Source organism: Lentzea roselyniae, assembly GCF_039537795.1.
In the GTDB taxonomy this organism is placed as follows: Bacteria; Actinomycetota; Actinomycetes; order Mycobacteriales; family Pseudonocardiaceae; genus Lentzea; species Lentzea atacamensis.
Genome location: NZ_BAABBE010000001.1, coordinates 72,689 through 99,388, shown reverse-complemented (window position 1 = coordinate 99,388; position 26,700 = coordinate 72,689). Strand labels below are relative to the sequence as shown.

Annotated in this window: 30 protein-coding genes; 15 read left to right on the top strand and 15 right to left on the bottom strand. The window is 68.3% G+C overall.

Features of this window, described 5'->3' with window-relative positions:
* Positions 1-56: 56 nt before the first annotated feature.
* Entirely contained in the window at positions 57-701 is a 645-nt protein-coding gene (gene trmB, locus ABFX45_RS00515) for a tRNA (guanosine(46)-N7)-methyltransferase TrmB (RefSeq protein WP_215732301.1), read from the bottom strand.
* A 152-nt stretch (positions 702-853) separates the two neighbouring features.
* On the bottom strand, positions 854-1,363 hold the full coding sequence (locus tag ABFX45_RS00510; protein ID WP_211337116.1) for a hypothetical protein: 510 nt from the start codon (positions 1,361-1,363) through the stop codon (positions 854-856).
* Between the two features lie 155 nt (positions 1,364-1,518).
* On the opposite strand from ABFX45_RS00510, the gene mycP reads away from it, so the two are divergent.
* On the top strand, positions 1,519-2,664 hold the full coding sequence (gene mycP / locus ABFX45_RS00505) for a type VII secretion-associated serine protease mycosin (protein ID WP_233442015.1): 1,146 nt from the start codon (positions 1,519-1,521) through the stop codon (positions 2,662-2,664).
* On the opposite strand, the gene ABFX45_RS00500 is transcribed toward mycP, so the two are convergent.
* The 3 genes from ABFX45_RS00500 to ABFX45_RS00490 form a co-directional block, all read right to left on the bottom strand.
* On the bottom strand, positions 2,630-3,532 hold the full coding sequence (locus ABFX45_RS00500) for an ABC transporter ATP-binding protein (RefSeq protein WP_112226463.1): 903 nt from the start codon (positions 3,530-3,532) through the stop codon (positions 2,630-2,632). The two genes, mycP and ABFX45_RS00500, sit on opposite strands and share 35 nt — an antisense overlap.
* A gap of 91 nt (positions 3,533-3,623) precedes the next feature.
* Positions 3,624-4,379, bottom strand: coding sequence for a hypothetical protein (locus tag ABFX45_RS00495; protein ID WP_109629837.1), 756 nt, complete (start codon positions 4,377-4,379; stop codon positions 3,624-3,626).
* A gap of 5 nt (positions 4,380-4,384) precedes the next feature.
* Positions 4,385-5,296, bottom strand: a complete 912-nt coding sequence (locus tag ABFX45_RS00490) for an ABC transporter ATP-binding protein (protein ID WP_109629833.1) — start codon at positions 5,294-5,296, stop codon at positions 4,385-4,387.
* A 132-nt stretch (positions 5,297-5,428) separates the two neighbouring features.
* On the opposite strand from ABFX45_RS00490, the gene ABFX45_RS00485 reads away from it, so the two are divergent.
* Positions 5,429-5,863: a PPOX class F420-dependent oxidoreductase gene (locus ABFX45_RS00485; RefSeq protein WP_109629830.1), complete on the top strand. Its 435-nt coding sequence runs from the start codon at positions 5,429-5,431 to the stop codon at positions 5,861-5,863.
* Between the two features lie 91 nt (positions 5,864-5,954).
* Here the strand turns inward: ABFX45_RS00485 and ABFX45_RS00480 are convergent, their stop codons facing one another.
* Positions 5,955-6,743: an HAD family hydrolase gene (locus ABFX45_RS00480; RefSeq protein ID WP_346126788.1), complete on the bottom strand. Its 789-nt coding sequence runs from the start codon at positions 6,741-6,743 to the stop codon at positions 5,955-5,957.
* A 48-nt stretch (positions 6,744-6,791) separates the two neighbouring features.
* On the opposite strand from ABFX45_RS00480, the gene ABFX45_RS00475 reads away from it, so the two are divergent.
* Genes ABFX45_RS00475 through ABFX45_RS00465 form a run of 3 tightly spaced genes read left to right on the top strand, consistent with a single transcriptional unit; the run spans position 6,792 to position 8,702 of the window.
* A complete protein-coding gene (locus ABFX45_RS00475) occupies positions 6,792-7,319 on the top strand; it encodes a TetR/AcrR family transcriptional regulator (protein ID WP_109629823.1) in 528 nt (175 codons plus the stop codon).
* Positions 7,319-7,798 carry a pyridoxamine 5'-phosphate oxidase family protein gene (locus ABFX45_RS00470; protein WP_346126786.1) on the top strand — a complete coding sequence of 160 codons (480 nt, stop codon included), beginning with the start codon at positions 7,319-7,321 and terminating at the stop codon, positions 7,796-7,798. Before ABFX45_RS00475 ends, ABFX45_RS00470 begins: the two co-directional genes overlap by 1 nt.
* Entirely contained in the window at positions 7,782-8,702 is a 921-nt protein-coding gene (locus tag ABFX45_RS00465) for an SDR family oxidoreductase (protein WP_233442016.1), read from the top strand. The genes ABFX45_RS00470 and ABFX45_RS00465 overlap by 17 nt, the downstream gene beginning before the upstream one ends.
* Here the strand turns inward: ABFX45_RS00465 and ABFX45_RS00460 are convergent.
* Both ABFX45_RS00460 and ABFX45_RS00455 read right to left on the bottom strand, forming a co-directional pair.
* Positions 8,699-9,355 carry a response regulator gene (locus ABFX45_RS00460; protein WP_109629817.1) on the bottom strand — a complete coding sequence of 219 codons (657 nt, stop codon included), beginning with the start codon at positions 9,353-9,355 and terminating at the stop codon, positions 8,699-8,701. The genes ABFX45_RS00465 and ABFX45_RS00460 overlap by 4 nt on opposite strands.
* A gap of 9 nt (positions 9,356-9,364) precedes the next feature.
* A complete protein-coding gene (locus ABFX45_RS00455; RefSeq protein ID WP_325051012.1) occupies positions 9,365-10,543 on the bottom strand; it encodes a sensor histidine kinase in 1,179 nt (392 codons plus the stop codon).
* 115 nt (positions 10,544-10,658) lie between these two features.
* On the opposite strand from ABFX45_RS00455, the gene ABFX45_RS00450 reads away from it, so the two are divergent.
* Positions 10,659-11,333 carry a hypothetical protein gene (locus ABFX45_RS00450; RefSeq protein WP_346126782.1) on the top strand — a complete coding sequence of 225 codons (675 nt, stop codon included), beginning with the start codon at positions 10,659-10,661 and terminating at the stop codon, positions 11,331-11,333.
* Entirely contained in the window at positions 11,330-11,698 is a 369-nt protein-coding gene (locus ABFX45_RS00445) for a GntR family transcriptional regulator (protein ID WP_346126780.1), read from the top strand. The genes ABFX45_RS00450 and ABFX45_RS00445 overlap by 4 nt, the downstream gene beginning before the upstream one ends.
* Here the strand turns inward: ABFX45_RS00445 and ABFX45_RS00440 are convergent.
* On the bottom strand, positions 11,683-12,117 hold the full coding sequence (locus ABFX45_RS00440) for a hypothetical protein (RefSeq protein ID WP_109629808.1): 435 nt from the start codon (positions 12,115-12,117) through the stop codon (positions 11,683-11,685). The two genes, ABFX45_RS00445 and ABFX45_RS00440, sit on opposite strands and share 16 nt — an antisense overlap.
* A 54-nt stretch (positions 12,118-12,171) precedes the next feature.
* On the opposite strand from ABFX45_RS00440, the gene ABFX45_RS00435 reads away from it, so the two are divergent.
* From ABFX45_RS00435 to ABFX45_RS00405, 7 genes are all read left to right on the top strand, one after another.
* Positions 12,172-13,674: a dynamin family protein gene (locus tag ABFX45_RS00435; protein ID WP_346127313.1), complete on the top strand. Its 1,503-nt coding sequence runs from the start codon at positions 12,172-12,174 to the stop codon at positions 13,672-13,674.
* The gene (grpE, locus tag ABFX45_RS00430) at positions 13,671-14,036 is read left to right on the top strand and encodes a nucleotide exchange factor GrpE (protein WP_109629805.1); all 366 of its coding nucleotides are present in this window, start codon (positions 13,671-13,673) and stop codon (positions 14,034-14,036) included. The genes ABFX45_RS00435 and grpE overlap by 4 nt, the downstream gene beginning before the upstream one ends.
* Entirely contained in the window at positions 14,033-15,853 is a 1,821-nt protein-coding gene (locus ABFX45_RS00425; protein WP_346126777.1) for a dynamin family protein, read from the top strand. Before grpE ends, ABFX45_RS00425 begins: the two co-directional genes overlap by 4 nt.
* A 464-nt stretch (positions 15,854-16,317) precedes the next feature.
* Positions 16,318-16,659 (top strand): cupredoxin domain-containing protein, encoded by a 342-nt coding sequence (locus ABFX45_RS00420; protein WP_146231364.1) that lies wholly within the window; start codon positions 16,318-16,320, stop codon positions 16,657-16,659.
* Between the two features lie 43 nt (positions 16,660-16,702).
* Positions 16,703-17,389 carry a hypothetical protein gene (locus ABFX45_RS00415; protein ID WP_109629796.1) on the top strand — a complete coding sequence of 229 codons (687 nt, stop codon included), beginning with the start codon at positions 16,703-16,705 and terminating at the stop codon, positions 17,387-17,389.
* 305 nt (positions 17,390-17,694) lie between these two features.
* The gene (locus ABFX45_RS00410; protein ID WP_112226469.1) at positions 17,695-19,521 is read left to right on the top strand and encodes a phosphoenolpyruvate carboxykinase (GTP); all 1,827 of its coding nucleotides are present in this window, start codon (positions 17,695-17,697) and stop codon (positions 19,519-19,521) included.
* 74 nt (positions 19,522-19,595) lie between these two features.
* A complete protein-coding gene (locus ABFX45_RS00405; protein WP_109629790.1) occupies positions 19,596-19,808 on the top strand; it encodes a hypothetical protein in 213 nt (70 codons plus the stop codon).
* 283 nt (positions 19,809-20,091) lie between these two features.
* Here the strand turns inward: ABFX45_RS00405 and ABFX45_RS00400 are convergent, their stop codons facing one another.
* The 5 genes from ABFX45_RS00400 to ABFX45_RS00380 form a co-directional block, all read right to left on the bottom strand.
* Positions 20,092-20,934: a septum formation family protein gene (locus ABFX45_RS00400; RefSeq protein WP_170154697.1), complete on the bottom strand. Its 843-nt coding sequence runs from the start codon at positions 20,932-20,934 to the stop codon at positions 20,092-20,094.
* A complete protein-coding gene (locus tag ABFX45_RS00395; RefSeq protein ID WP_346126773.1) occupies positions 20,931-22,172 on the bottom strand; it encodes a pyroglutamyl-peptidase I in 1,242 nt (413 codons plus the stop codon). Before ABFX45_RS00395 ends, ABFX45_RS00400 begins: the two co-directional genes overlap by 4 nt.
* 70 nt (positions 22,173-22,242) lie before the next feature.
* Positions 22,243-23,877: a monocarboxylate uptake permease MctP gene (gene mctP / locus ABFX45_RS00390; protein ID WP_109632941.1), complete on the bottom strand. Its 1,635-nt coding sequence runs from the start codon at positions 23,875-23,877 to the stop codon at positions 22,243-22,245.
* Positions 23,877-24,143: a DUF3311 domain-containing protein gene (locus ABFX45_RS00385; protein ID WP_109629787.1), complete on the bottom strand. Its 267-nt coding sequence runs from the start codon at positions 24,141-24,143 to the stop codon at positions 23,877-23,879. Before ABFX45_RS00385 ends, mctP begins: the two co-directional genes overlap by 1 nt.
* A 106-nt stretch (positions 24,144-24,249) precedes the next feature.
* On the bottom strand, positions 24,250-24,936 hold the full coding sequence (locus tag ABFX45_RS00380; protein ID WP_211337115.1) for a GntR family transcriptional regulator: 687 nt from the start codon (positions 24,934-24,936) through the stop codon (positions 24,250-24,252).
* 95 nt (positions 24,937-25,031) lie between these two features.
* On the opposite strand from ABFX45_RS00380, the gene ABFX45_RS00375 reads away from it, so the two are divergent.
* The gene (locus tag ABFX45_RS00375; protein ID WP_109629784.1) at positions 25,032-25,811 is read left to right on the top strand and encodes a LamB/YcsF family protein; all 780 of its coding nucleotides are present in this window, start codon (positions 25,032-25,034) and stop codon (positions 25,809-25,811) included.
* Here the strand turns inward: ABFX45_RS00375 and ABFX45_RS00370 are convergent.
* A complete protein-coding gene (locus ABFX45_RS00370) occupies positions 25,808-26,698 on the bottom strand; it encodes an ROK family protein (RefSeq protein WP_109629781.1) in 891 nt (296 codons plus the stop codon). The two genes, ABFX45_RS00375 and ABFX45_RS00370, sit on opposite strands and share 4 nt — an antisense overlap.
* Positions 26,699-26,700 lie beyond the last annotated feature (2 nt).

Genomic DNA, 26,700 nt, shown 5'->3' with positions numbered 1-26,700 from the left:
CTCCAACGAGTGAACGCTAGACCCTGGGTGTTCACCCGATCGGCTTGAGACCTCGATCAGGTGAGGTCGTTCCGCTTGAACATCAGATCGTGGGAAACACGGCCCTCGTTCACAGCACGCTGCTCGAACTTCGTGACGGGCCGCCAGTCCGGCCGAGGCGCCCAGCCGTCGTAAATGTTCGTGAGCAAACGCTCTCCGGAGCACACTTCGAGCATCTGCTCCGCGTAGTGCTCCCAGTCCGTCGCGAGGTGCAGCACGCCGCCCGGCTCCAGCCGTGACGCGAGCAGCGCCACGAACTCCGGCTGCACGAGCCGGCGCTTGTGGTGCTTCTTCTTCGGCCACGGGTCCGGGAAGAAGATCCGCACACCGTGCAACGACGCGGGCGCGACGTGGTCGGTCAGCAGGTCGACGGCGTCACCGCGCAGCACGCGCAGGTTGTCGAGCCCGCCGAGGTGCTCGGCCCGCAGCAGCAACTGGGCCAGGCCTGGCTTGTAGACCTCGACGGCCACGTAGTTCAGCTCGGGCGCGGCGGCCACGAGCTGCGAGGTCGTCTCGCCCATGCCGGAGCCGATCTCCAGCAGCACGGGCGCGGAACGACCGAACCACGACGTGAAGTCCAGCGGGCCCTCGGGCAAGGACTTCACGTCGTTGCCCATCTTCTCCCAGTACGTGTCCCAGGCACGCTCCTGTCCCACGGTCATGCGCTCGCCGCGCTGGACGAAGCTGACGATGGAACGGTGGAACTCAGGCCTGGTCACGACCGGACAGCCTAGTGCCCCGATCGCAATCCCCACCGGCGGCTCGGGCACCCGTCCGAGCGCGCGAGCCGTCGGCGGGGTTAGCGATCGGGGCACTAGGCGATGAGCTCGATGTCCTCGATTTGTGCACGGAGGTCGGCGACCGTGAAGTCGATGGGCTGGGCGTGGCCGCGCCCGCGGTGTGCCGGAACGAGGTCGACGAAGCCCTTGTGACGATCCGTGAACTGCACGGTTGTCGGGGTGGCGGGTCCGTAGACACCGCTCTCGGACGGCACGTACTCCCAGTACCCGACCTCGCCGAGGTCGACCCAGGGGACGAACACCCAGCCAGGACGTGACGAGAGCAACTCGGTCACCGCGTCCTCGACGGCGTGACCTTCGGCACGGGACCGCAGCCGGCCGCGGTCCAAAGCCCGCAACCACCAGGGCGCGGGTGCGTCCTCCACGGCGCGCACGGTGCGGTACATCGCGAGCACTTCGTTCTCGTTCGCGCGGTTCACCCAGGAACGACGCGCTTCTGCAGGGGTGAGGGCGATTTCGGCGGGGTTGGGAGCTTCGAGCGCACTTGCCCACTCGAGGCCGAGCATTGCTTCGACACGGACCACTGGCCACCTCCGCAGCGGGGATAGCCCAATTGAACGCGAATCCAAACGCCGGTGTTGTCCAGAAAGCGGCTTTTCACGGCTTGTTAACAGCGCTCTTACTCAACGTGTGACCCCAGGCACGTTGCGCCTTGGCGTGGAAACACGATGTAGGGGACGTGCCTCTGCTCTCCGCGCTCGCCGTCGCGCTGCCGTTGCTGCTCGCCGCGCAGTCGATCGAGGAGCAGGAGTGGCATCTCGACGCGCTCGACATCTACTCGGCGCAGGAGCAGGCGCGCGGTGACGGCGTGATCGTCGCGGTGATCGACTCCGGAGTGGACGCCAAGCACCCCGACCTCGCCGGACGGGTCTTGCCCGGCACCGGCTTCGGCAGCTCCAAGGGCACCGACGGCACGACCGACACCGACGGTCACGGCACGGGCATGGCCGCGATCATCGCCGCGACCGGCCGCGACGGCGGAGCGCTCGGCATCGCGCCCGGTGCCAAGATCCTCCCGATCGCGAGCGCCGAGAAGGAGCAGTTCACGCTCGACGTCGTCGCGGAGAGCATCAGGTGGGCCGCCGACCACGGCGCCAAGGTCGTCAACCTGTCGCTGGGTTTCTCCAGCTCGATGACGCCGAGCCTGGTCAGGGCCGTGAACTACGCGATCGAGAAGGACGTCGTCCTCGTCGCCGCGACCGGCAACGAGGGCAAGGAGGTCTCCGCGCCCGCCAACATCGGCGGCGTGATCGCGGTCGCGGGCACCAACCGCGAGGGCAAGCCGTGGAAGTCGTCCAACGTCGGTGCGGACACCGTGCTCGCGGCCCCGGCGGAGGGCATCGTCACCGCGGCGCCGACCAGCGTCTACTCCAGCGGGTACGCCGAGATGGACGGCACGAGCGCGGCGTCGGCGATCGTGGCCGGCGTGGCGGCGCTGGTGCGCGCGAAGCACCCGCAGCTGCCGGCCAAGGACGTCGTCAACGTGTTGATCAAGACCGCGAAGGACCTGGCGGAACCCGGCAGGGACGAGGCGACCGGGTTCGGCCTGATCGACCCGATGGGCGCGCTCACCGCGCAGTTGCCGCCGGTGGAACGGAATCCGCTGCTGCCGCCGCCGAAACCGTCGACCGCGCAACCGACTCCGACGCTCGCCGCCCAGCCCTCCGCGCAGCCGGCCGACGAGATCTCCGACCGGCTGCCGTTCATCGCCGCCGTCGCGGGTGGAACCGCGGTGATGACGGCGCTGCTGATCGCCTTGCCCGCCATCAGGTCACGACGACCGGAACCGGTCAGTGCGCGTGATACTCCACCGATTCCTTGGTGAGCTGCATGAAGGCGTCCTCCAGCGAACCGCGCTGAGGGCTGAGCTCGTGCAGCACGATTTGGTTGTCCGCGGCGATCTCACCGATGCGGGCCGCCGGAAGCCCGTGCACCACAAGGGCTCCGTCCACCGCGTCCTCGGTGACCGTCGCGTCGGCCACGAGAATCTCGCGCAGCTTCACGGCGTGGGGTGAGCGCACCCGGACGTGGTCCTGGGTGGCGTCGCTGATGAACTGCTCCGTGGTGGTCTGGGCGATCAGCTGGCCCTTGCCGATCACGATGAGGTCCTGGGCGGTCTGCGCCATCTCCGAGAGCAGGTGGCTCGACACGAACACCGTCCGGCCCTCGTCCGCGAGCCGGTGCATGAACTGCCGGATCCAGAGGATGCCCTCGGGGTCGAGGCCGTTGACCGGCTCGTCGAACAGCAGCACCTCGGGGTCGCCGAGCAGCGCGCCCGCGATGCCGAGCCGCTGGGACATGCCGAGCGAGAACCCGCCCGCCTTCTTGTTCGCGACCTCGGTGAGCCCGACGATCTCCAGCACCTCGTCGACGCGGCTGACCGGGATCTTGTTCGACACCGCCATCCACTTGAGGTGCGAGCGCGCGGAACGGTTCGGGTGCACCCACTTCGCGTCGAGCAGCGCGCCGACCTTGCGCAACGGCTGCTTGAGCTCGGTGTAGTGCTTCCCGTCGATCGTGACGTCCCCGCTGGTGGGGGTGTCGAGGCCGAGGATCATCCGCATGGTCGTGGACTTGCCGGCGCCGTTCGGGCCGAGGAAGCCCGTGACGCGACCCGGCTTGACGATGAACGACAGGTCGTCCACGGCCTTCGTCCGGCCGTAATGCTTGCGCAACCGCACTGCTTCGATCATGGCCTCTCCCGTTCGCTCGAAGAACTGATCGGGACGTGGGTCATCCCCCCGATGGATGACCCACGTCCCGCTCCCCCTTATTCGGAACCGGTCACGCGTCGCGGCGCTTCGCGACGACCAGCGCGACCACCAGCAGAGCGATCGCGATGCCGGCGAAGTAGGCCAGCGATCCCCACTGGCTCAGCTTGAAGTCGATGCCCGCTCCCGGTTGCTCCGCGGGGTTGCCGCCGCCGAGCGCCAGGAAGTTGTTGGCGTTCTGGAACGGCAGCCACGCCTGGATCTTCACGCCGACCTTCGGGATGATCCCGATCAGGCCTTCGAGCAGCATGTTCCACACGAGCAGGATGGCCACGGCACCGGCGGTCTGGCGGACCAGGATGCCCACCGCGATCGCGAGCACCGCGCCGATCCCGTACAGCAGGCCGACACCCGCGATGTGCCGCCACTCGGCGCCCGTGTTGATCGCCAGGTCCGAGGCGGGCGACATCACCTTCGCGAGGCCCCACGACCCGAACGCGATGATCTCGCCGAGGACAGCGGCGATGAACGCGACCACGGCGGTCTTCGCGACCAGCGCGGACGTGCGGCTCGGTACCGCGAGGAACGTGGCGCGGATGGTGTTGAAGCGGTACTCGGTGGTGACCGCGAGCGCCGACATCACCAGCACGACGGCGAGCGCGAGCTGGCTGCTGCCGAACTGGGTCAGGCCGATGGACATCTGGCCGTTCTCGGTCGTGCCCGCGATGATCGCGGTGAGACCGACACCCAGAACCAGGGCGAGTGCCGTGCACCAGTAGGGCGAACGGGTCGAGAAGAGCTTGATTCTCTCAACTGCCAACAGGGTCATCAGACTCACTTCCCGATCTCTGCGTGGTACTCGACAGCATCGCCGGTCAGCTGCATGAACGCCTCTTCGAGCGAGCCGCGCTGCGGGCTCAGTTCGTGCAGAACGACACCGTTGGCTGCGGCGATGTCCCCGATCTGGTCACTCGTAGCACCCGATACGGACAATGCCCCGTCCGCGCCGTCACGAACCGTGAAGCCCTTGTCCACCAGAAGCGGGCCGAGCTTGAAGAGCTGAGGGCTGCGCACCAGCACGGAGTTCCCCGTCGAGCGGTCGACGAACTCGGCGGTGCTGCTCTGCGAGATCAGCTTCCCCCTGCCGATCACCACGAGCTCGCTCGCCGTCAGCGCCATTTCGGACAGCAGGTGGCTCGACACCAGGACCGTGCGGCCCTCGGCGGCGAGGTTCTGCATGAACGTGCGGATCCAGAGGATGCCCTCGGGGTCCAGGCCGTTGACGGGCTCGTCGAACAGCAGCACCTTCGGATCGCCGAGCAGTGCCGCGGCGATCCCCAGCCGCTGCGACATGCCGAGCGAGAACCCGCCGGCCTTCTTGCCGGCCACCTGCGTGAGGCCGACCGCGTCGAGCACGGCGTCCACGCGCTTGCCCGGCAACCCGTTGGACTTGGCGAGCCAGCGCAGATGCGCTCGTGCCGACCGGTTCGGGTGAACCCACTTGGCGTCGAGCAGCGCGCCCACCGTCTGCAGTGGACGGTGCAGCTGGTCGTAGGGCTTCCCGTCGATCAGCACGCGGCCTGCCGTCGGTCGGTCGAGCCCCAGAATCATCCGCATGGTGGTGGACTTGCCGGCGCCGTTCGGACCGAGGAACCCGGTCACCCGTCCAGGTTGGACGGTGAACGACAGGTCGTCGACCGCGACCGTCCTGCCGTATCTCTTGGTGAGGCCGATTGCCTCGATCATCAGCTGTCCCCTCTCGGTGTTGGGGACAACTCTCCCGCTCCGAGGGGTCCACCCACATCGCCCAGCGGTCTGCGACCACCGTCAACTTCAGTCGTCCTGTGCCGCTACCTCAGTCGTAGTTGAATGCTTCTCATGGGTTACACCGAAGCTCCAGAAGGCTGGTGGCGCGAGTTCGTGCTGGCCAAGCCCGCCCGCACCGGCAAGCTCGCCGTCACCCGCAAGGACGGCAGCCCGCACATCGCCCCGGTGTGGGTGGACCTCGACGGCCCGGACGTCGTCTTCCTGACCTCCCGCGACACCATCAAGGGCAAGTCCATCCTGCGCGACGGCCGCGTCGCCCTCTGCTTCGACGACGAAACCCCGCCCTTCAACTTCGTGACGATCACGGGTCGCGCCCAGGTGGACGAGGACCCCGACCAGCTGAAGTACTGGGCCGGCCGCACCGCCGCCCGGTACATGGGCGACGACCAGGCCGACCACTACGCCGATCGCAACGGCGTGCCCGGCGAGATGGTGGTCCGGGTCAAGGTCGACAAGGTCGTCGCCAAGGTCAACGTCGCCGACTAGTGGTGTGGCCCGGAAGGTTGCCGGGGGAATTCGCGGTCAGACGGCGCCCTGCTGAGCGTGAATCACCTCGCCAACGTTCCGGGACGCGCCACTAGGCGGGGAAGAACCGGGCCAGCGCCTGAGCGGCACCGTCTTCCAGCACGGTGCCGGTCACCGCGTCGGCGGCTGCCTGCACGGTCGCCGGCGCCTGACCCATCGCGATGCCGCACGCGGCCCACCGGAGCATCTCCAGGTCGTTGGTCCCGTCACCGATCGCGAGCGTGTCCTTGGCGCTGATGCCCAACGACACCCTGAGCTCCTCCAGCGCCCAGCCCTTCGTCACGTCGGGCGGCACCGCGGTCAGCCACGCCTCGGTGTGGTCGACGTGCCACGAGACGCCCGGCAGCTCCAGTTCCCGCACCGCGAAGGCGAGTTCGGCCGGTGTGTGGTCGAGCCAGCGCATGACGAGCCTGGCCGTCGGTGTCGCCGCGACCTCGTCGAACGTGGCCTGAGTGGTCACGCCCCAGAGGTCGCCCGGCAGGAACTCGCCGAGCGACAGGCTGCCCACGCCGGTCTGCTCGACCGCGAACACCGCGCCGGGCAGGAGCGCCTGCAGCGTCTTGATCGTCGGGCCGGCGTCGAACGTCGTGTGCTTGATGATCTCGTCGCTGACCGGGTTCCACCACACCGCGCCGTTCGAGCACAACGCCAGCGACGTGGGCAGTTGTGGCGCGATCGGCGTGGTGCCGATGAGGCTGCGGCCGGTGCAGAGCACCACCACTCCACCGTGCTCGGTCACGCGCGTGACGGCCGCCTTCACGGCGGGTGAGATGTCGTGCGAGCCGACTGGGGTCAGGGTTCCGTCGATGTCCAACGCGACCAGGCGCGGTCTCCAGTTCACGTGAAGCCACCCTATGCGAAGGTTAGTGAATTGTGGTTCACTAATGGAGTGGCACGGCCTCGCACCATCACCGACGAGCGGATTCTCAGTGCAACCGCGACGGTCATCGACCGGCGCGGACCGGACTTCACGGTGGCGGACGTGGCAGCGGAGGCCGGGGTCTCGGTCGGCGCGGTGGCGAAGCGGTTCGGGTCGAAGAGCGGTCTGCTGCAGGCGCTGACCCGAGCGGGAACGGAAGAGGTCGCCCGCCGGATGCGGGAGGCCGGCACCGTGCGCGAGGCGTTGCTGACCTGGTTCGACCGGCTGGCCGATCCGGTGGTCGCGACCAACAACCTGGCGCAGCTGGGCGTCGACCTCATCGACCCCGAACTGAGGGCGTTGCTGGCTCGGCACTACGCGGTGATGGAGTCGGAGCTGGAGGTCCTGTGCGCAGCCGAGGGGTTGCCGCCGAACGCGGCTCGCGTGCTGGCCGCGCTGGTGTACGGAATCTCGATGGACTGGTCGGTTCGACCACGCGGGGACCTGCTGGAACGCATGGCGGAGGACATAGATCTGGTGCTGGAGGGGATGCGCTGATGGCTACCTGGGCGGAGTTCGCGGCAGAACAGCCCGACATGGCGGCGTTCGTGCAGAGCAGGTTCGCGGCGGACCGGCACGCGCTGATCGCGACCCTGCGCAAGGACGGCTCACCGCGGATCAGCGGTGTGGAACCGGACTTCACGCGCGGCGAGCTGTGGGCGGGCATGATGCCCGACTCGCTGAAGTCCCGTGACCTGCGCCGGGACCCGAGGTTCGCGCTGCACTGCATGACCACGACTGCCTCGATGACGGAGGCGGGCGACGCGAAGATCAGCGGGACGGCCGAGTTCTGGGCAGACAAGGACGTCTACCTGAAGGATCTGTTCGACCGCACGGGCTGGCAGCCGAAGCCGGAGGAGATCGACCTCTTCCGGATGAACGTCACCGAGGTCGTGCAGCTCACCGTCGAGGGCGACGAGATGGTTGTCCTGTCCTGGCACGAGGGAAGGGGAACTCGCCGTGTCACGAAGAAGTGAGCCGGATCTGAGCGGCAAGGTCGCCGTCGTCACGGGCGCCACGAGGGGTGCCGGCCGGGCGATCGCGGTCGAGCTGGGCGCGGCCGGTGCGACGGTCTTCGTCGGCGGACGCACAACGCGCACGCAGCAGTCGGAGGTCGGTCGTTCCGAGACGATCGAGGAAACCGCCGAGCTGGTGGACGCCGCCGGTGGCAAGGGGATCGCCGTGCGGTGCGACTTCACCGATCCGTCCGATGTGGACGCTTTCGCCGCACGGATCGACCGGCTCGACATCTTCGTCAACGACGTGTGGGGCGGCGAGAACCTCGTCGAGTGGGGCAAGTTCTGGGAGCACGACCTCGAAAAGCAACTTCGCATGTGGCGCAACGGCGTCGAGTCGCACCTCGTGGCGATCCACAAGCTGATGCCGCTCGTGATTCAGTCCGACGACGGGCTCGTGGTCGAGGTGACCGACGGCGAGGACGGCGAGGCGTACTTCGTGAACCTCACCTACGACGCGGTGAAGAGCTCCGTGCGGCGGTTCGGTGAGGTGCTCGCGAAGGACCTCAAGGATCACCCGAACGTGACTGCGCTCGCGGCCACGCCGGGTTTCCTGCGGTCCGAGCAGATGCTGGAGGGCTTCGGCGTCACCGAGGAGAACTGGCGGGACGCGATCGAGAAGGTGCCGGACTACGCGTTGTCCGAGACGCCGCACTACCTCGGGCGCGGTCTCGCGCACCTCGCCGCGGACTCCGACCGCAGGAGGTTCTCCGGGCAGTGCCTGTCGTCGTGGCGGCTCATGCGCGAGTACGGGTTCACCGACCTCGACGGCTCGAAACCGGACTGGGGCCGGTGGTACGACGAGGTGGTGAAGCCGAGGATGGCCGGCATCACCGTGGACGCCGACCCCGAGCAGTACCGCTAGGCGTCGCCGGGGCGGACGAGACCGGTCTCGTAGGCGAGCACCACGGCCTGCACCCGGTCTCGCAGCTCCAGCTTCGCAAGGATCCGTCCGACGTGCGTCTTCACGGTCGCCTCCGACAGGAAGAGCTTCCGGGCGATCTCGGTGTTCGAGAGCCCCTTCGCGATCAGCACGAGCACCTCGCGCTCGCGTTCGGTCAGCACGTCCAGCACGGTGGCGTCGCGCAGCTCACCGCCGCCGTCGCCGAGGAACCGCCCCAGCAGCCGCTTGGTGACCGACGGCGAGACCACCGCGTCGCCCGACGCGACCGCGCGCAGTGCCGACACCAGATCGGATGGCGGCGTGTCCTTCAGCAGGAACCCGCTGGCGCCGTTGCGCAACGCCGACAGGGCGTACTCGTCCATGTCGAACGTGGTCATGACCAGCACCTTGGCCGTGTTGGCCTCGGTGATGCGCTTGGTCGCCTCCACGCCGTCCAGCACCGGCATGCGGACGTCCATCAGCACGACGTCGGGGCGCAGTTTGTCGGCCATCTGCACCGCGTCGAGACCGTCGGCGGCCTCGCCGATGACGTCGATGTCCTCCTGCGCTCCCAGCACCATGCGGAAGCCCATGCGCATGAGTTCCTGGTCGTCGACCAGCAGCACTCGAATCACGTGATCACCCTATGCGGCGAGCGGGAAGCTCGCGCGCACGCGCCAGCCACCGCCGGGGTTGGGGCCCGCCTCGAACTCGCCACCCAGCACCGCGGCCCTTTCCCTCATGCCGATCAGTCCGTTGCCACCGGACACCTTGACCACGTCGTGCGGCGTGCCGAAGCCGTTGTCGATCACCTCGAGCCGCAGCTCTTCCGGTGTGCGGGCCAGGCGCACCAACGCGGTCGAGCCCGCGCCGGCGTGCTTGATGGTGTTCGTCAGCGCTTCCTGCACGATCCGGTAGATGCTCAGGCCGACACCGGCGGGCAGGTCGTCCACGTCACCGGTGATCTCCAGGCGGACCGGCACCCCGGCCGCGCGGGCGTTCTCGGCGAGCTCGACCACGCCTCTCGCGTCGGGCTGCGGAGCCCACTGCGTCTCGGCGTCCTCGCTGCGCAGCACGCCCAGCAGCCGCCGCATCTCGGTCAGCGCGAGCCGGCCGGTCTCCGCGATCGTGCGGACCGCGTTCTCCGCGACCTCGGGCTGTGACCTGATCGTGTAAGCGGCACCGTCCGCGTGGACGATCATCACGCTGACCGCGTGCGCGACCACGTCGTGCAGCTCACGGGCGATCCGGGAGCGCTCCTCGCCGACCGCGATCTTGGCCTGCTGGTCGCGTTCGGTCTCCAGCAGCTTGAGGCGTTGCTCCAGCTCGCTCTGGTACGCGCGGCGGGCGCCGACGAACTCGCCCATCGCCCAGCTGAAGCCGAAGATCACGAAGACCATGAACACCAGGAACACGGCCTGGAGGTCGCCGATCTGGAAGATCGCCCACAGCATCGTGCCGGCGAACAGCCAGCACGAGTAGATCAACGCGGACTTGCGGCCGATGTACGCCACCAGCGTGTACAGCGCGATGGCCAGCGCGAAGTCCGACATCCGCACCGGTATGCCGCCGGTCTCGCCGCCGTGCGTGAAGAGCTGCAGGAACGCGCCCGCGAGGATCAGGTAGCTGGAACCGGCCGGGTGGTAGCGGCGGAACGGCAGCGGTCCGAGCATCAGCAACGTGACGGCGAGGAACGCCGAGAACGACACCCCGAGATCCACCGTGGTGACCCCGATACCGAGGTCGAAGATCAGCAAAAGCCCGGCGATCAGGGAGTCCCCGAACGCCGGGTGAGCCTTCATCCACAGGCTGAACCGCCGCACCGGACAAGGTTAGGTGCGGGCCGAACTTCTGCGCGTCGCGCCACGGAATGACGCTGCGTACGACTCCAGTGTGAGTTATTGTGTCAAGGGGTCGATACAAAGTCGGGGGTGTGCGGTGAGTGATCGCTGGGCAGCAGTGGTCGTCTTCGTGTTCGTCGGGTTGATGCTGCTCGTGCTGCTGTGGCCGACCGCGGCGAACGGCAAGCGCCTGCTGAAGAAGTGGGAGGTGCCTGATCCCACGGACGCGCAGGTGGAGGACGCCGTTCGGTACCTCAAGCGCCGCCGCCTGCTCTACCCGTGGCTCTACCCGGCGATCGGGTACTTCACCCCGTTGGGCGAGGGGCACGGCGACATCGTGGTCACCGTGCTCGCGGGCACGTTGCTCGCCGAGCTGCTGGCACTGCGACCTCCGCGGTCGGCTCGCCGGGTGGCGACGCTCACCCCACGAGGGTTGTTCGACATCGCCTCGAAGTGGGTGCTGATCTCCTACGTGGTGATCGTGCTGGCCGCGGCGGTTTACCTCGGCGTCGGCCAGCGGTGGGGTCTGGCCGGGTGGCTGGGGTTGTCGGCTGCGGTGGTCGGCGTGATCATCTGGGCTGCCGTGACCCGCCCTGCGACCGGCGACGAGGTCGTCGACATGGCATTGCGCACCCGCAGCGTGCATGTGTCGGCAGGGCTGGGTGCCGGAGTGGCCGGAGTGCTGATCCTCGGCCTGTGGGGGTTCATCGGCATTCTTGCGTGGATCGCGATGGCCAACACCAAGCCCGCACCAGCGAAGATCGCGAAGTGAGTGCTCCACGAATCGTCGTCGACGTCGAGAACGGCGTCGCGCCCTGGCGTCAGGTCCGCGACCAGCTCGCGCGGCTGATCAGCGGTGGCGTGCTGCCCGTCGGCTCGCGGTTGCCGACCATCCGGCAGCTCGCCGCCGACCTCGGCCTCGCGGCCGGCACGGTCGCGCGGGCGTACCGCGAGCTGGAGACCGAGGGCGTGCTCACGACAGGACGAAGGCAGGGCACCGTGGTGGCCGCCCTGCCCTCGCATGCACCGGACCCGCTCTCCGCCGCCGCGGCGGAGTTCGTCGCCGTCGCTCGGTCACTCGGCGCCAGCGAGGGGGAGGCGCTGGACGCCGTGCGTGCCCACTACGTGGCTGAGTAAGGCGACTCGATCTTGGGCGCGGGTCGCGGTTCGCCGATGTGTGCGTGGCGTTCCTCGTAGATGCGGTGCTCCTCGGCCATCTGGTCGGCGAGCTGCTGCTGGATCTGGCGGTCCCGAATCCTGGACAGGATCGCCATCGTGACGCCGTGAGCCAGTGCCAGCAGCAACAGCACCACACCCAGCTTCACGACCACGTTCTTCACCGGGTCGCCGGTCTCGACGTTGATGATCGACACCAGCGCCAGGAGCCCGAGCACGACGAGGTGGAACAGCACAGCCGTCAGCCGCATCATGGCTCCGGCCTGCTCGTCGTCGTACGCGCGCCTCAGGTATCCCTTGCCGCTGTGGTAGATCAGCTGGCCGTCAACGACGACCAGGACGATCCCCAGCACTAGGAACGTCACGTAGCTGTCTTCCATGGGCTGTGGCTACCCGCGCACGCACACCTACAAACCGTGGCACGATCAGTGCTCGTGACGGCGTTGCAGGGACAACAGCTGGCCGGACCGCTGTGCGCGGCGGTGGCCAACTTGTGTGTTGCTTTGCAACCACAGGTTTCCCAGCAGACCGCTCGTGGATTCCAGGAAGTGTTGCGGCGTCTGCACGCGCCGTTGCAGGTGGCGGTGGCGGGACGGATCAAGTCCGGAAAGTCGACGTTGGTCAACGCGCTGATCGGACGCCGGGTCGCGCCCACCGACGTCGGCGAGTGCACACGGCTCGTGACGCGCTATCAGTACGGAACGGTCGACCGCATCGAAGTGGTGTTGCGAGACGGCCGACGGCAGGTACTGCCGTTCGACGCCAACGGCATGATCCCCGCGTCTCTTGGCGTGGAAGGCATTTCGCACATCGAGGCGTACCTGACGAACGCGGTGCTGCGCGACTTCACCGTCATCGACACGCCAGGTCTCGGGTCGCTGGACGCGGCTTCGGTCGCCCGCACCGAGGAACTGCTGGATCCCGTGTCCCGCAACGCCGTCGCGGGTGCGGAGGCAGTTCTCTACGTCGTGACGCAGGGCGTGCGCGCGGACGACCACTCGACGCTGGCCGCCTTCACCGCCGCGACAGCTTCTCGCGAGGCGGGGCCGGTCAACGCCATCGCCGCGTTGAACAAGGTCGACGCCGTGGCGCCGGAAACCGTGGAGGGGTCGGACGGCGACGTCTGGCGGGCCGCGGAGATCCTCGCGGGCAAGCAGGCCGCGCTGCTGAAGCCGCGGGTCGCCGACGTGCTGCCCGTGATCAGCCTGCTCGCCGAGTCCGCGGAGACCGGCGAGTTCACGTCCGCGGACGCGGAGGCGTTGCGTCAGCTCGCGGCGCTGGACGCGGACACCCGCACGATGATGCTGATGTCCGGCGACCTCTTCACCTCGTGGGACTGCGACGTCGCGGCGGGCGTGCGGTCGAGGCTGCTCGAGAAGCTCGACCTCTACGGCATCGGCCGCGCTCTGGAGGCGTTGGACGCCGAGCCCGCGCTGACCGCCGGCGCGTTGCGTCGCGTTCTGTTCGACGCCTCCGGGTTCGCCGCGGTGCGCGGACGGCTGGACGCGGTGTTCCGGGCGCGGGCCGACGGCATCAAGGCGGCGGCCGCGCTGGCGTCGGTCACCTCGCTGGCCTCGGGCGACCCCGGTGAACGGCAGCGGGTGCACGACGCGATCGAAGTGCTGCTGGCCCGGCCGGAGGCGCACCAGCTGCGGCTCCTGGAGGCGCTGACGCTGGTGTCGTCCGGCGCGGTGACGCTGGCACCGGACCTGACGGAGGAGGTTCTGCGTGTCGGCAGCACTCCGGACGTGGCCGGTCAGCTGGGCCTGACCGGCCGGCCCCTGCCTGAACTGGTCGCACACGCACTGGAACGCGCCGGTTGGTGGCGTTCGTTCGCCTCGTTCGGCGCGACGCCGGCGCAGGCTCGGGTGGCGCACGTCGTCCACAGGGCGTATTTCCTCATCTGGCAGCAACTGCGTGCTGGGGGGCACCGATGAGCGTGAGTGGAACCGATCCCACCGGTCTGGCGTCGGACGACGGTGTGGAGACCATTGCCGACGAGCTGCTCGACCAGGCGCTGGCCGAACGCCGCGCGCTGGTCCAGCTGTGCCTGTACGCGCTGGACCGCGCCAGTGCGGGTGTGGTCCAGCGCATCGAGGAAGGCCTGTCGACCATAGGGGTCGTGGCCGTGCGTGCCGACGGAGAGCGCTTCGACCCGTCGTTGCACGAGGCGGGCGGCACGGTGCCGACCGACGACGCCTCGTTGCAGGGCCTGGTCGCCGAGACCGAGGTGCCGGGCTTCTGCGACCGCGGGCGTGTCCTGCGGGCTCCGATCGTGACGGTCTACACGGCCCGATGAGCACACTTCCCCAGACCGTCCGGCAGACGCGCGAACGTCTCACCTCTCTCGTGCGCGAGCTCGACCCGTCCATGGCCGACTGGGTCACCAGGCGTTCCGCGCCGGAGGTGTCGTCCGTCGTGATCGTCGGCGAGACCAACCGCGGCAAGTCGTCACTCGTCAACGCCCTGCTGGCCACTCCTGGCCTGTCTCCGGTGGACGCAGACGTGGCCACGTCGACCTACCTGGTCTTCCAGCACGGACCCGACTGGGCCGCCCGCGCCTGCTACCCGGGCCTGCTCGCACCGGTGACGTTCCCGCTGCCCGCGCTGATCAACTGGGTCTCCGCCGCCCACGAACTGCCGGAGGGCGAGCTGCCCCCGCGCTACGTCGAGGTGGACGCGCCGATCCCGCTGCTGGAACGCATGTCCGTTGTGGACACTCCGGGCGTCGGCGGACTCGAGTCGGTGCACGGCGAGCTGGCGCTGGAAGCCGTCACCTCGGCCACCGCCCTCGTCTTCGTGGTCGACGCCTCGTCCCCCTTCACCCGAGGCGAGCTGGACTTCCTCAAGCGGGTCGGCGACCGCGTCGAGACCGTCGTCTTCGCCCTGACCAAGACCGACCAGTACCGCGGCTGGCGCCAGGTCCTCGACGCCGACCGCGCCCTGCTGGCCGAGCACGCCCCGCGCTTCGCCGACGCCCCTTTCCACCCCGTGTCGTCCCGCATGTTCGACCTGGCGGCCCAGGCCCCGAACCCGGACGCCGCCGCCATGCTCCGCGAACGCTCCGGCATCGCCTCTCTGCAGACCTTCCTGCAGGAGCTGGTGGCCGGTCGCTCCGGAATGCTGGCCGAGGCCAACGCTCTGCGCGCTCTCTCGACGGTTCTGGACGAGCTCGTGGTTCGCCTTGAGCACGAGAAGCGCGCTCTGTCCGTGGGTGAGGACGAGGCAGTTGTCCTGCGCGCCCGCCGCGAGGAACTGCAGACCGAACGCCGTTCGTCCACCCGAGGCTGGCAGGTCCGCCTGCGCGGCGAGATCCAGCGCGCCCGAGTGGAGAACTCCCACGAGATCTCCCGCCAGATGCGTGACCTCCAGACCTGGTACCGGCAGGCCATCGACACCGCCGACCGCGCCGCCCTGGCCGTGCTGCCCCAACAGGTCGACACGGCCCTGCAGGTGGTGTCGCGCCGCATCTCCACCGCCCTGTCGGTGCGCCTCTCCCAGGTGACCGACGTGGTGCTGGCGACGATGTTCAGCGCCGACGAACTGACGTTGATCCGCGGCCAGTTCGCCCGCGGCGAGCAGCCCCCGGTCGTGTTGCGCCCCAAGGAGAAGCGCCCACCGACAGCCGAGGACAAGCTCCTCGTCTTCATGGGCGTGTCCGGTGGCCTGGGCGCCGGCAAGCTCGCCGTGATGCCCCTGGCCGGCCTCGGCATCGCGGTGCTGAACCCGATCGTCCTGCCGGTGACCATCGCCCTGGGACTCGGCGCCGGCTGGTGGATGGCCCGCACCCGGACCCACACGGCCGAGAAGCAGCACGTCAAGCAATGGCTGTCCGACGCCATCACCGACGCACGCTCCACGGTGGACCAGATCGCCGCCGAGCAGCTGATCGAGGCCGAGCAGGCCTTGTCACTGGCCTTGGACGAGGCCCTCGCCAAGCGCATCGAGGCCATCGAGGTGGAACTCCGCGAGGTCGACAAGGCGCTGCGGATGGAGGCCGGTGAACGTGGGCGCGAGCTGCAGTCGGTGACCCGGCAACTGGCCGAGGTGGAGTCGGGCCGATCGAAGGCGGAAGAGTTGCTGGCACGAATTCGATCGGTTCGCGACAGGGCCTGAAAGGCCATCAACGAGCGGCCCGCACACGGGTTACGGTTCACCGGTGAGATCGTGCAAGCTTAATCGAGCAATGCTCATTTTGGCTGCTCAGAGCGATGTCGCCGGGGTAACTTAAATGCATGTGTCCGGACGTGCGCGGTGCAAAACATTTGTGGCAGATATGAGTTCACCGATCCGTCACGAATCGGGAATGCCGGTTAATTCGACGCTGATTCGCTTGTGAAGCATGCAGCTGCAGCGAGACCAGGTGGTGGCGGCGACCCTGGTGGGCACCGTGGTCGTCGTGCTCGGGTTCGCGTCCGCGCCGCCGAGAACCACCAGATCCCGATCGCGCGCTACGCCTACGCCCCCGTCACGATGACCGTGCGTGTGGGCGATGTCGTGACCTGGACGAACCAGGACGAGGCGGCACACGACGTCGCGGGCGGCACGTTCCGGTCGCCGATGCTCGCCAAAGGGCAGTCGTGGTCGTTCACCTTCACCCAGCGGGCACGTTCGACTACATCTGCTCGGTCCACCCGGACATGCGGGCGCAGATCGTCGTGCTTGCCCAGGAGACGACAGCGCAGGCTCCGCCACCGCCGCCCGTCCGGCAGCCGGTCGCGCAGCAACCCGTGCCCACCACCTCCGCGCCCACCACGACGACCAGTTCCGCGGTCGTCGCGGCACCTCCGCCCACCTCGCCGACGTTGCCACCCATGTTGCTGCTGGCGGGCCTCGTCGCCGCCGTGACCACGCTGTGCCTGCTGATGATCGGTTCCCACCCGGACCGGCACGAGGTTGGCGAGGGAACCAAACCGGCATAACGTGGGTCATACCGGTACGCAAGAGCGCAGGAGGTGTGTCCCGGTGTACATCGACGAGAACGGTGCGGCCGACGCCGAGCTGAAGGTGACCGTCGAGGACGAGGAGTACACCGCCGACGTCACCTTCGACCTCGACGACGACGGCGTGAACGACTCCGCCGTGGTCGAGACGGACGACGGTGGCCACCTCGCGTTCACCGACACGAACGGTGACGGCGACGCGGATCTGATGAGCACGTTCGACAAGGACGGCAAACTTCTCAGCCAGGCTCGGTTCGAGGAGAATTCGGGTGAGTGGGTTGCCGTCGACCCGAACGACACTCAGCAACAGAAAACAAATTCCGCGCCTCAGCAGACCATTGTCGTGCACACCGACGAAGGCGATCGAAACGTCGGTCAGGCGACCGAGGACACCGATGGCGACGGCAAGGCCGACACCGCGGTGGTTCGCGACGACGACGGCGACACCTGGCTGTTCACCGACAAGAACGGCGACGGGCGGGCCGACGTGGCGACCGAGATCACACGATCGGGCGAGGTCACCATGTCCGAGCACCGCGGTGACGACTGGGTCGAGGTCGAGCACGGGCACATCGAGGCCGACGGCCGGTACGTGACGGACTCCAAGAGCGGCATTCTGGACGAGTCGGACGACTGGTTCGAGGAAGAACGGTTCGAGGGCGTCGTCCGAATCGATTCCACCACCGGGCAGTGGATCAGCCCGAACTGAAGCGCAGGTCACAGGCCCCGGTGTGGTGAGAACCGCACCGGGGCCTCTTGTGTTTTTCCTACCTCAAGCGCGCCTTAACCGCCGTCCGAGTGCTGAATCGATTCCAGAATCGGTTTTGTGAGAGAAGCGACAGGCTGGGGGTGCGTTACCTGCCATTCACCGGGCTAACCTCGATCCATCCCCTTCCACGCACGCCCGGCCCCACCGGGCGTCTGGAGCTATTCCCGAGGACGACGAAGTCCCCACACCGGACGGCCCACCGCGTCCTCGGGCAGCCGAGGCGTTCAGTCAGGAGACGAGACGAGATGACGGCAGTGACCATTCCCGGTCTCGAACACGCACCTACCAACCACGCGCGCTTGCTCGCATGGGTTCAGGAAGTCGCTGAGCTGACCTGCCCCGACGAGGTTGTTTGGGCTGACGGGTCCCAGGGCGAATGGGACCGTCTCACGCAGAAGCTCGTCGACGCCGGCACGTTCGTGCCGCTGAAGAAGAAGCAGAACTCGTTCTGGGCTGCCTCGGACCCGAGCGACGTCGCACGCGTCGAAGAGCGCACGTACATCTGTTCGGTGCGCGAAGTGGACGCGGGCCCGACGAACAACTGGATGGACCCTTCCGAGATGAAGGCCATCATGACCGAGCTGTACCGCGGTTGCATGCGTGGCCGCACGATGTACGTGATCCCGTTCTGCATGGGCCCGCTGGACGCGGAGAAGCCGATGCTCGGTGTGGAGATCACCGACTCGGAGTACGTCGTCGTCTCGATGCACATCATGACCCGCATGGGCACCAAGGCACTCGCGCTCTTCGGTGAGGACGCGGACTTCGTCCCGGCACTGCACTCGCTCGGCGCGCCGCTCGAGGCGGGCCAGCAGGACGTCGCCTGGCCGTGCAACGACACCAAGTACATCTCGCACTTCCCGGAGACCCGCGAGATCTGGAGCTTCGGCTCCGGCTACGGCGGCAACGCCCTGCTCGGCAAGAAGTGCTACTCGCTGCGCATCGCGTCCGTGATGGCGCGCGACGAGGGCTGGCTCGCCGAGCACATGCTGATCCTCAAGCTCACCTCGCCGGAGAACAAGGCGTACTACATCGCCGCCGCGTTCCCGTCGGCCTGCGGCAAGACCAACCTCGCGATGCTCGAGCCGACCATCCCCGGTTGGAAGGTCGAGACGCTCGGTGATGACATCGCGTGGATGCGCTTCGGCGAGGACGGCCGCCTCTACGCGGTGAACCCGGAGAACGGCTTCTTCGGCGTCGCGCCCGGCACCGACTACCACACGAACCCGAACGCGATGCGCACCATCGCCAAGGGCAACTCGCTCTTCACCAACGTCGCGCTGACCGACGACGGCGACATCTGGTGGGAGGGCATGGGCGAGCCCCCGGCCCACCTGACCTCGTGGAAGCACCAGGACTGGACGCCGGACAGCGACGAGCTGTCGTCGCACCCGAACTCGCGCTACTGCACGCCGATCGAGCAGTGCGACATCAAGGCGCCGGAGTGGGACGACCCCAAGGGCGTGCCGATCTCGGCGATCTTCTTCGGTGGCCGCCGCGCCACGACGATCCCGCTGGTCACCGAGTCGCGCGACTGGCAGCACGGCACCTACATGGGCGCCACGCTGTCGTCGGAGACCACGGCCGCCGCGGTCGGCAAGACCGGCATCGTGCGCCGCGACCCGATGGCGATGCTGCCGTTCATCGGCTACAACGCCGGTGACTACTTCCAGCACTGGGTCGACCTGGGCAAGCGCGCCGACGCCGACAAGCTGCCGAAGATCTTCTACGTCAACTGGTTCCGCCGCGGCGACACTGTGTCTGACAAGCCTGGGCGCTTCCTGTGGCCCGGGTTCGGCGAGAACTCGCGCGTCCTGAAGTGGGCGATCGAGCGCATCGAGGGCAAGGCCGCCGCCCAGGAGACGCCGATCGGCTACGTGCCGACGGCGGACGACCTGGACCTCGAGGGCCTGGACGCGCCGCGCGAGGACATCGAGGCCGCGCTCGCGGTCGACGCCGACGAGTGGCGTGCCGAGATCCCGCTGGTCGAGGAGTGGTTCGAGAAGATCGGCGAGAAGGTGCCCACCACGCTCCGCGACGAGCTGGCGGCCCTGAAGCAGCGCCTGGGCTGATCGTTCTCAGGTGTTTGGTGACCCAGCGGTCAACGGCGACCGCTGGGTCACCTTTTTGAGGTACTACTAGTGGTGTGACGCAGGACGAGGACCTCCTCGGCGGGCTCCACTACGACGGCACCAGTCGCGACGTCGAGGTGGGACCGGCCAAGGGCATCGTGCGCTACTACCCGGTGCCGCCCGCACCGCCGGCCCGCACGCCGTGGTGGCGCTACACGCTCGTGTTCGTCCTCGGTTTAGCGATCGGTACCGCCGCTGGCGTGGTCCTGTGCAGCAATTTTCTCTGAATCAGTGCAGCTCACCGTCCATTTGAGACGAAGTTGTCCACAGGTGTGGACGGCTCTGTGCACATGTTGTGGATAGCTGTGGACAGCCCTGGGGACTTCTCCACAGGTTCTGCAAATGGTCTTGCTCCAGGAATGAACCCGGCCCCTTCCGGGAACGTCTTAGTTACGTGATGACGGTCACAAAGATCGTCACCGGAGGAAGGGGAGGTGTGCCGTGGGGATCGCAGGAATCGCGATGCTGGTGCTGTCCCTGGCCGCCGTGCTGATGGTCGTGATCGCCGGATCAGTTCGGGAGCGGGTTGTCGCGGAGGCCGAGGAGAGTGCCGTTGAAGGTCTTGGTGGCCTCCGCGTAGCAGATAGCGTAGGTCCAACCCTCTGACCAGCCCTGGGATCCGGGCATGCGCCACGCCGGGAACACGTCGGTGCGCTTGTCCGAACCGACGTAGTCGTGCACGGCCTTGGTGCACTTGTCCTTGGCGATGGCGCTCATCTGATCCTTGGACGGCGTGGGGTCGTTGTACTTGCCCAGCGGCACGATGCCGGCGGGCACGGCTTCTGCCATGTGCGGCCCGTTGCAGGCCGTCGGCTTCACGTCCGAGTCCTTCGACGGCGAGCCGGCGAGGCAGATCTGGTACGTGTTGAAGCTCGACCCCTTGAGGACGCCCTTCAGGGAACCCTTGCGTGCCAGGGCTTTTCCTTCGGGGGCGAGCTCGACGACGGTGCACAGCCGCCAGCGCTCGCCCTTCTTCCAGCTCGCCTCGTTCGGCCAGAACGCCCAGACCTGCAGCCTGGTCGCGCCCGCGTCCTGGCTGCCGAGGTAGTCGTTGATCGCCGCGTAGCACGGGGGCAGCGCGGCTTTGCGCAGCGCCTGGGTGTCCGGGTAGGCCGAGGGCATGCCGGACATCTCGCCGACCGCCATCACCTCGGCGTCGTGGCTCGCGGCGCAGTCGATCGCCTTGAGCTCCGAGGAGTTCATGCACTGCCCCACCTTGGGCAGCGTCGGCGTGTCCGCGGCGGCGGTGGACGGCATCGGGCCCGGGACGGCCTGGCCTCCGACCTGGATGGCGCAGGCACTCAGCCCCACCGCGCTCAGGATGATTGCCACCGCCAGCCGCACACGAGTCACACCACAGAGACTAGGGCCTTGACCTGATCGGCGATGTCCCGACGCTGTTTTTCGAACGCCGAGTCCGTCAGCGCGGCCGGGTCTGCGGGCTGGCCCAGCACCGGCGTGTGGAGGTGTCCGCCGAGGACACTCGTTGCGCCGTAACCGATTCGCACGCGGTTGGCCCGGTACATGCTCTCGTTGGAGAGGTAGTTGCCTCCACCGCCGACGGCCGCGACACGGCCCGGCGTCGGCGAGTCCGTCCGGCAGTCCTGCGTGGCGCCGACGACGACCCACTCGCAGAAGCTCCGGTTCAGCACCACGGGGAACGGGCCGGTGCCCGCGTCGATCATCTTCTGGGACGGCAGCGAGGTCTCGATGAACTCGTGAGGCGGCTGCGGCCAGCCCGCGGCGTTGGGGACGCTGCCGTACGAACCGACGTTGTTGTTGTCCGGCGAACCGCCACGCCAGCGCGCCGCCCACCGCTCGATGTCGAAGCGGCCGGGCCGGCCCTGGCTGACCGTCACGAACGCGTCGGGCTTCTGCTCCAGCGCGGATCCGTAGAACTGCTCGACGATCCCCTCGTCGAACCCGCCCCACAGCACCGGCAGCACGGCCGCCTGCAGCACGACCTTGCCGGACGGAGTGCTGATCTCACGGCCGTCGAGCTGCAGCGCCGCCGCACCGGCCGGGTTGGCGCGCCGCACGTTGGTTTCGGTGAGCTGGAACGGGTCGAAGCCGGTCACCGCGACCTTGCGTACGCCGGGCCTGGCGGGGAACGCGGAGTCGCTCAACCCGCGCGAGGCCCAGTCGAACCGCTGGACCAGCTTCGCGCGGTCGTGCACCGAAAGGGAGAACCGCGGCTTCCACTGGCGCAGCGCGGTGGTGAGCTGCAGGCGTGCCCAGTACAGCGGGCGGTCGTCGTAAGCGTCGTGCCGCAACGGCTGGGCGCTCTGGGCGCGGGCGACAGCGGCCTTCCACAGCGCGTTGCCCTCGCGTTCCACGAACTGCTGAGCCTGCTTCTGCACGACCTGCCGGCAGAGCTTGGAGGTGAAGTCCGTGACGCGGCCGTCGAACCCGGCGAGCTTCACGAGAGAGGGCCCGACGGCGGGGCCGCCGGGAACGAGTGTGTCGTCGAGCCGCTGTTCCTCGACGGTCAACGGGACGGTGGTGTCGTAGCAGGGGGCGTCCTGGGCGTGGGCGACGCCCGGCACGACCGTGAGGCCTGCCGCGATGACGAGTCCGGCGATGATTTTCACGTCACTGATCTCAACGGAAAGGGCCACCCGTCGAAACCGGCGGGTGGCCCATACCGTTAACTGCTGCGTCTCAGTGGGCGGCGACGGGCTTGACCCGCGGGCTGTCCTCGTCGACGTGGTAGTCGGACGGATCGGTCTGGTCCGTGCCGTTGAAGACGCGCATCTTCTTGGCGATCAGCGTGACGACCACGGCGACCAGCAGGTTCGCCGCCAGCGCCGGCACACCGACGTAGATCGTCAGCGTGGAGCCGCCGAACGGGTGCCAGCCGAAGAGCGACAGCTGGCCCATCGGCAGTGCCGAACCGGCGAAGTGCGCCTTGCCGATGGCCGGGTTGCCGATGTTGTAGAGCAGCCACATGCCGTAGCCCATACCCGCGACCCAACCCGCGACCAGGCCGTAGATGTGGAACCAGCGGGTGTAGAGCGCGATCGCGACCGCCGGCAGCGTCTGCAGGATCATCACGCCGCCGATGAGCTGCAGGTCGATGGAGAACTGCGGGTCGACGAACACGATGAACGCCACGGCGCCGAACTTCACGACCAGCGAGGCGAGCTTGGCCTGCTTGGCCTCCTGCGCCGGGGTGGCGCGCTTGTGGATGTACTCCTTGTAGACGTTGCGCGTCCACAGGTTCGCCGCCGCGATCGACATGATCGCCGCCGGCACCAGCGCGCCGATGCCGATGGCCGCGAACGCGATGCCCGCGAACCACGACGGGAAGTTCGCGCCGAAGAGTTCGGGCACGATCGTGTTGGTGTCGGGCCGGCCGGTCGCCTGGTTGACGATCGGCTTGGTGCCCGCGCTGATCGCGACGTAGCCCAGCAGCGCCAGCAGGCCCAGCACCAGCGAGTACGCCGGCAGCGCGACCATGTTGCGCTTGATGACGTTGCGGCCGCGGCTGGCCAGGATGCCGGTCAGCGAGTGCGGGTAGAGGAACAGCGCGAGCGCGCTGCCCAGCGCCAGCGTGGCGTACTGCAGCTGGTTGTTGCTGTTGAGCAGGATGCCGTCGGTCTTGGCCGGCGTCGCGTCGAACTTGGCCTGCGCGTCGTTGAAGATCTCGCCCCAGCCGCCGAACTTGGACGGCAGGTAGATGATCGCGACGAGGATGACCAGGTAGATCAGGATGTCCTTGACGAACGCGATGAGCGCCGGCGCCCGCAGACCCGACTGGTAGGTGTACAGCGCCAGGATCACGAACGCGATGAACAGCGGCAGGTGGCCGAGGATGCCGGAGCCGTTCAGGCCCATGCTGCGCAGCACGGCCTCGAGACCGACCAGCTGCAGCGCGATGTACGGCATGGTCGCGACGATGCCGGTGATCGCGATGAGCAGCGCCAGCCAGTGCGAGCCGTAGCGGCCCTTCACGAAGTCCGCCGGCGTGACGTACCCGTGCACGCGGCTGACCGACCACATGCGCACCAGCGGCAGGAACACGATCGGGTAGAGGATGACCGTGTACGGCAACGCGAAGAACCCGGTCGCGCCCGCGCCGAACATCAGCGCCGGCACCGCCACGAACGTGTAGGCCGTGTAGAGGTCGCCACCGACCAGGAACCACGTGATCCAGCTGCCGAACTTGCGGCCGCCGAGGCCCCACTCGTCGAGGTGGTCGAGGGTGTCGCCCTTCTGCCACCGCGCCGCCACGAAGCCCATGACCGTGACGAGCAGGAAGAGGGCGCTGAAAACGATCAGCTCAGTCCACTGCATCACTTCGCTCCCTCGTCGAGGTCGTCAACGCCCAGCTTGTCCGGCTTGCCGGTGACGACGGGCGCGTCCTTGGTCTTGATGTAGACCAGGGCGACGCACAGCACGCCGAGAGGCACGAACGCGAACTGGTACCAGTAGAAGAACGGCATCCCGAACAGCCGGGGCTGGTCGAAGTTGAACCACGGCGTGATGAGCATGAGCAGCGGAACTATCAGCAGCAGGTTCCAGTTGCTCCAGCGCAAGCCGGTCTTGGGATCCGACGGCATGGTGGGCCCTCCGTGTACGCGGTGTTGCGCGGATGTTAGGCCTGATGAGACGTGCCGTCAGCTCCGTGATCGGAATCGTTGCACTCGTCTTAACGTTCTCTTTGGACTAATTCGCGTCGAGACGCTGGACAAGGTCCTCTTCCGCGGCGTCGAAGTACTCGTTGAGCTGGTCGACCGCCTCGTCGATCTCGCTGTTGTTCAACAATTCGACAATCCGACGATTCCACGGCACGTACGTCTGGTAGAAGTCGTTGATCTCCTGAGCCACCCGGAAGGCGAGCATGAGCTCGGCGAAGAGGCGGTCGGACTCGTCGCTCAGCCGCGTGCTGCCCGCCAGCCCGACGATGCCGCGGTGGAACTGGATGTTCGCCGACCCGGCCTTCGTCCAGTCGTTCTTCTCGGCCCTGGCGACGGCCTGGCGGACGGGAGCCCGGACGGCCTCGCGCTGCGCCTCCGTCACGCCGTTCCACAGCCGCAGGGCGCCGCACTCGATCACCCTGCGCGCCGCGTAGAGGTCACGCACGTCGTCACCGGTGGGCCTGCGGACGAACACGCCCCGGCTGTGCTCGTGCACCAGCAGCCGGTCGCGGGTGAGCAGCCGGAACGCCTCCCGCAGCGTGTTGCGGCTGACCCCCAGCGCGCCGCCGATGGCTTCCTCGCTGAGTCGCAGGCCAGGTGCGAGCTCGCCGTCGAGCACCCGCTCGCGCAGCATGTCCGCGACCTTCTGCGCGGTACTGGCCCGCTCCAGGCCGGCTTTTCCCTGCGCCAGCGTCGACACCCACGTCTCCGTCACCTGCCAAGTCTATTGCAGGATCGTTCTATTGCAGTATCGTAGAATCGTTCAACAATCCAACGATCCAACAAACCTGCAAGCGTTGGAGGACCGCCATGGACCTGAACGCAGATCTCGGCGAGGGCTTCGGCCACTGGACGCTGGGCGATGATCGAGCGCTCCTGTCCGTGGTGACCAGCGCAAACGTCGCCTGCGGCTACCACGCCGGCGACGCCGACACGATGCGCGAGGTGTGCGCCCAGGCCGCGGAGGCCGGTGTCGCGGTGGGAGCGCACGTCGGCTACCGGGACCTGGCGGGCTTCGGTCGCCGGTTCATCGACGTAGCACCGGACACCCTGACCAACGAGGTGCTGGCCCAGCTGGGCGCCCTGTCGGTCTTCGCCCGCGCAGCCGGCACCCGTGTGTCCTACGTGAAGCCGCACGGCGCGCTCTACAACGCCTTGGTCCGCCACGAGGCCCAGGCGGATGCCGTGGTGGACGCCGTCCGGCTGTTCGATCCGGCACTGGCGGTGCTGGGCCCACCAGGCGCCGTGTGGTTGAAGCGCGCCTCGGTGGCCGGCCTGCGGGTGTGGCACGAGGCGTTCGCCGACCGCGCCTACACCTCGGCGGGAACGCTCGTACCGCGCGGCGAGCCGGGCGCCGTCCTGCGGAACCCGGCGGAGATCGCGGCGAGGTGCGTCCAGCTGGCGACGGAGGGCTGGGTGCGCAGCGTCAGCGGACGTCCGGTGCGCATCGCGGCCGACTCGATCTGCGTGCACGGCGACACCCCCAACGCCGTGGAGATCGCCCGCACGGTACGCGCGGCCCTGGACGCGGCAGGCGTCGCGGTGGCTCGGGTGGAGTCCCCGCTCCGCCACACGCGCCAGGTCAGCTAACGAACGAGGGCGGCCGCCCCCACCAGCCCTGCCTCCCCGCCCAGCTGCGCGGCCCGCACCTCGAGCCCGGCCAGGTAGGACAACCCGGCGTGCGTCTTCAACGCCCGCCGCACCGGCTCGAACAGCAACTCCCCGGCCTGGGCCACGCCACCGCCGATCACGGCCAGGTCCAGGTCGCACACGGCGGCAGCCCCGGCGATCGCCATCCCGACCGCCAGCCCGGCCCGGTCGAACGCCTCCAGCGGAATCTCCTCTCCTGCCAGCGCCGCCGCGGCCAGCACAGCCGCGTCCGCGTCATCAGGAGCCTGCCACCCGGCACGCCGGGCCCAGGCCACCATCCGAGGCCCACCGGCCACGGTCTCGACGCACCCGCGCCCACCGCACGTGCACGGTTCGCCGTCCGGCTCGACGACGATGTGACCGATGTGCCCGGCGTTCCCGGTCCGGCCTCCGAACGGCCGTCCGTCCAGCACCAGCCCGCCACCGACACCGGTCGACACGACCAGCCCGACCATGAACGTGCTGCCCTGCCCGGCCCCGCGCCAGTGCTCGCCCAGCGCCATGCACACCCCGTCGCCGGCGAGCTCGACCCGGACACCGGGGAACAACGACGACACCGCGGCGCGCAGCGGGAAGGCCTGCCACGAGGGCACGTTGATCGGTGAAACGGTGCCGGCGACGGTGTCCACGGGCCCGGCAGAGGCGATCCCCACGCCCGAAACGGCAGAGCCCGCCACCACCGACGACACCACGGACACGACAGCGTCCCAGGGATCGGAGGCGGGCGTGGGCACCCGCGACGACCGCACCACGGAGCCCGAGGGATCAACCAGAGCGGCAGCGATCTTGGTGCCGCCGAAGTCCAGTGCCAGCACCAGATCAGTCACGG